Origin of the sequence: Methylibium sp. (genome assembly GCF_031393925.1) — a bacterium.
Lineage (GTDB): Bacteria > Pseudomonadota > Gammaproteobacteria > Burkholderiales > Burkholderiaceae_C > Methylibium.
This window is the reverse complement of sequence record NZ_JANMWL010000284.1, coordinates 1-4,282: the sequence shown is the minus strand read 5'-3', so window position 1 is coordinate 4,282 and position 4,282 is coordinate 1. Positions and strand designations below refer to the sequence as shown.

Annotated in this window: 4 protein-coding genes; 2 read left to right on the top strand and 2 right to left on the bottom strand. The window is 72.0% G+C overall.

Going from position 1 to position 4,282, the window contains the following annotated elements:
• Positions 1 to 7: 7 nt before the first annotated feature.
• Together RMO12_RS14780 and RMO12_RS14775 are read right to left on the bottom strand one after the other, a co-directional pair.
• Positions 8 to 547 (bottom strand): phosphatase PAP2 family protein, encoded by a 540-nt coding sequence (locus tag RMO12_RS14780; protein ID WP_309639859.1) that lies wholly within the window; start codon positions 545 to 547, stop codon positions 8 to 10.
• On the bottom strand, positions 531 to 1,694 hold the full coding sequence (locus tag RMO12_RS14775) for a glycosyltransferase family 1 protein (RefSeq protein ID WP_309639858.1): 1,164 nt from the start codon (positions 1,692 to 1,694) through the stop codon (positions 531 to 533). Before RMO12_RS14775 ends, RMO12_RS14780 begins: the two co-directional genes overlap by 17 nt.
• Positions 1,695 to 2,458: 764 nt before the next feature.
• Between RMO12_RS14775 and RMO12_RS14770 the strand changes: the two genes are divergently transcribed.
• Together RMO12_RS14770 and RMO12_RS14765 are read left to right on the top strand one after the other, a co-directional pair.
• Positions 2,459 to 2,776, top strand: coding sequence for a hypothetical protein (locus tag RMO12_RS14770; RefSeq protein ID WP_309624386.1), 318 nt, complete (start codon positions 2,459 to 2,461; stop codon positions 2,774 to 2,776).
• Between the two features lie 5 nt (positions 2,777 to 2,781).
• A partial coding sequence (locus RMO12_RS14765) for a histidine kinase dimerization/phospho-acceptor domain-containing protein (RefSeq protein ID WP_309639857.1) occupies positions 2,782 to 4,282 on the top strand: 1,501 nt, incomplete at its 3' end.

Sequence of the window (4,282 nt, the reverse complement as noted above, 5' to 3'; positions counted from 1 at the left end):
CAGCGCTTCACGGCCACGCCCACAGCGCCACTCCCGCCGTGACCAGCCCGCCCGCCACGCTGGCGAGCACGTCGCTCGGATAGTGCAAGCCGAGCACCACGCGCGACACCGCCACCAGCGCCGCAAAGGCCCACAGCGGCGCGGTGAACGCCGGGTAGTGGTAGGACAGCAGCAGCGCGAACGCCACCGCGTGCAGGGTGTGGCCGCTCGGGAAGCTGAACTGGTCGAGCGTGCGCGCGCAAGCATGAATGTCGGGGCAGTTCACGAATGGCCGGTGGCGGCCGATGCGGCGCTTGATGTGGCGGTAGATCACCAGGTTGATGGTGCCCACGCACAGCATCTGCAACATGCATTGCCATGCGTGCGGCGCCCCGGTGAAGGGCAGGACGAGCAGCAGCGCATACCAGGCCACGCCATCGCCGAGACGGCTTGCGCCGGCTAGCACGAGCCGCAGCATCGGTTGTGCGACGGCCCGCTGCAGGGCGATGGCCACGCGCAGGTCGCAAGCGGCCCAGCGCGCGCGCTGCTGCTCAGGCCAGAGCCACATCGTGCAGTCCGGACGCGGCATGCGCTGTGGCGTGGTGCGCCAGGCGCTGCTCGAAGTGCTGGAGTACGCCGTCCCACTGTGCGGCCAGGGCCGTTTCGCGCGCCAGTTGCCGCATCATCGACTGCGGCCGGCAGCGCTGCGACTGCACCGCCTGCACGGCCCGCGTCATGAAGCCGGCCGCGTCGCCGGGTGCCACCAGCAGGCCGCTCACGCCGTCGCGGATGTGCTCGGCGGCAGCGGCCTCGTCGAAGGCCACCACCGCCAAGCCGCTGGCCAGGGCTTCCAGGGTGACGTTGCCGAAGGTTTCGCTTTCGCTCGGAAACAAAAACAGGTCGGCGCTCGCATAGTGCTCGGCCAAGTCTTCGTTGCGCTGCATGCCCACGAAGCGGGCGAGCGGAAAGCGCAGCCGCAGTTGCGCGCGCAGCGGGCCGTCGCCCACCACCACCATGTGCGCGTCGGGGCGCTGTTGCAGCAGCCGCGCATGCGTCTGCAGCGCCAGCGCGACGTTCTTCTCCGGCGCGAGCCGCCCGACGTAAAGCAGCACCGGCGCGTCGCCGCGCACGCCCCAGCTCGCGCGCAGCGCCGCGCTGCGCCGTGCCGGCGTGAACAGCTTCGCATCCACGCCGCGGCCCACCACCTCGAGCCGCTCGAAGCCTTGCGTCTGCAGCGTCTGCGCGAGCGCGCGCGTCGGCACGAAGCAGCAGTCGGCGCCGTTGTGAAAGTTGCGCAGGTAGCGACACACCAGCGGCTCGATCGCGCCGAGGTGGTAATAGCGGCAGTAGGCGTGGAAGTTGGTGCGGAAATCGGTCGTCACCGGCAACGCCAGCCGCCGCGCGGCCAGCAGCGCGGCGCGCCCCAGCGGGCCTTGCGTGGCAACGTGAACGAGCTGTGTGCGGTTGGCGGCGAGCCGCCGCGCCACGGTCGCGACGCGGGCCATGCCGAAGCGCAGGTCGGGGTACATCGGTATCGGCGCGCCGGCGGTGCGCCATTCGCGCTCGTCGCAACGTGCTTCTTCGCCGCGCTGGCGCGGCCGGATCAGGTCGAGCGCGTGGCCGCGCTTGCGCAAGTGGCGCACCGCGCGCGCCACGGTGAGGGCCACGCCGTTGACCTCGGGTGTGTAGGTTTCGGTGACGTAGGTGATGCGCACGGCGTGGGCCCGACGAGTCAGGAGGATGAGCGCAAAGGGCAACGCCCGTGCCTGCCATCTGCCATCAGGTAGGCCGTTTCCAGCACCCGGAAGAGGGCGGGTCGAGTGCCGATGCGCCGTCGGCACCGGGGAAGACCGGCATGGACGAGCAGAAGGACCGCTAGCGCGAACTCCTTCCTGCGCTCAGCGCCCGCCCAAACCGCCCCGAGGGCGCTGAGCGCCCTCGGGGCGCAGTGAAGGCTTTGGGGCCGTGGGACTCTCCTCAGCGCGCAGCCGCAGACCGGTCGTGCGGCTCGGGGCGGCGCGCCATCGCCGGGTGCGGCTGCGCACCGGCGCGCTCGAGATTGGGGTGCTCGCGCGAGTCCGGGCGCACACGCTCGGGGGCTTGCTCCTTCAAGCGTTCCAGGGCCCGTGGGGCTCGAATCGCGCAGGGGTCGTCATGCATTGCCATCGTGTCTCCAACCAATCCGTCAACGACGCACCCGAACGCCGTTTTAGAGAACTTCACCGGGCTTGCGAGCCCGCTCCGGCGCAGGCGCCCGCGGCGATTTCCGTCGCGCGCACAGGCTCGGCAAAAAATGCAGCAGGCGGCGTGCCTGCGACGAAACCGCACGCAAGTCCTCGACGCAGCAGGAAATGGCACCTCCAGGGGGTGCGAGGCGTCAGAACTTGCCGATTCCTTGGCACTTTTTCCCGGCATGACAACCATCTGCCGGGCGCCGCGCGGAACCGGCACGTCGCTTGCTAGAAGCACTGCAATCACGATGAGCTACCTTGCCCGCATCCACCTCGTTCTGCCGCCGCTTGCCGTCGTTGCCGGGCTGTGGGCTTGCGCCGACCCGCCCGCGGTTGGGGCATTGACCGATTCGCAGGCCACGGTCGTCGGGGCCGACGCGCCCGCAGCGCCGGCCGGCGCCGGGCTAGCACCGTGCAGCGGCGCCTTGTCGGTGGCGGAGCCGCGATCCAGCGTGGCGTCGCCGCTCGACGCCGAGCGGGGCTTGCAGATGTGGCGCTATTGCGTGGCCGGCGGGTCCGGCATGCGCCACGTCTGCCTGCACGAACTCGTGCTGGCCTGCGGCTGATTCCCATGGCTGCTGCGGCCGGCCGCAGCGCCACGCGAGCAAAGCTCGACGAGGGCTTCGCCACGCCGAGCGCTGCCAGCGCCGCTGCTGAGGAGGCGCTCGCCAGCGCGCCGGTCGAGGCGGTGTTCGAATTCCCGCCGTATCGCTACCGCTGGGCGCTCGCGCTGATGCTGGTGGTGCTCGGCGCCGGCTTCACTTGGCTGATCACGCCGTTGACAGGACCGGAGCCGGGCTTCCTGATCGCCGCCTTTGCCGCCACGCTGGCGGCGTTGGTCGGTGGCCTGTGGCCCGGCGCGCTGGTCACCGTGGTGACGGCCGCCCTGTTGGCGGTGCAGGCCTACGCGGCGGGGACGGCAGCCGAGGCGGGCACGCTGGCGCGCTTGCTGCTGCTGCTGCCTTTCGGGCTTCTCGTCGCCGCGCTGTCGCAGGCCTTGCACGATGCATTGGCGCGGCGGCAAAAAGGCATGCTGGCGTCGGAGCAGGCCGCACGGGCCGGCGATCGTCTCGCGGCAATGCTGCGCGAGTGCGGCATCGGCCTGGCCGAACTCGACGCCGGGCTGCGCTACCGCTGGGTCCACAACCCGCCGCTCGGACCGGACGCGGCGCAGTGGCTGGGGCAGGACGCCGCGGCGCTGTTCGGCCCCAACGCCGCGCCGCTGGTCGACGCGCAGCGGCGCGTGCTCGCCAGTGGCGCGCCATTGCGCGCCGAGATCATGCTGGAGGGCCCCGCCGGACGCCGCGCATTCGAGCACGCCATCACGCCGCTGTTCGACGCCGGTGGCGATGGCGCGGCGCCGGGGCGCATCGTCGGCTTGCGCTGTGTGCTCGGCGACGTGAGCGCCACGCAGGGCGCTCGCGAGCGGCAGCAGCGCGAGCTGGCGCTGTGGCACGCAGCGCAGGAGCTCTCGCCCGATGCCTTCGAGCTGCTCGAGCCGGTGCGGTCCGATGCGGCCGACGGCGCGCGCATCCTCGACTTCCGCTGGCGCTATCTCAACCCCGCCGCGGCGGCGCTGCTCGGTGGCGCCGACGCCGTGCAGGTCGGCCGGCGCGTGCTCGCCGATTACCCGGGCGACGCCTTCCAGGCCACGCGCTTCGCGCACTGGCTGGAGGTGATGGCCGACGGCCAGCCGCGGCGCGCCGACTTCACCCGGCAGGACCGCGGGCTCGCCACCGCCTGCCAGACGCTGTCGGTCGCGCTCGACGAGTGCTTGGCGGTGACCACGCGCGACGCCTCCGAGCAGGCGCATGGGCTGCAGGTCGAACGCGCGGCGTACACGCAGCTGCAGCGGGCGACGCGGCTGAAGGACGAGTTCCTCGCCAACCTCAGCCACGAGCTGCGCACGCCGCTCAATGCCATCGCGGGCTGGGCCCATGTGCTCGGGCGTGCCGAGGCCGACACGGACCTGGTGCAGCGCGCCGCCCAGGCGATCGGGCGCAACACGCGCGCGCAGGCGGCGCTGGTGGACAGCCTGCTCGACATGAGCCACCTGGCCAGCGGCACCTTGC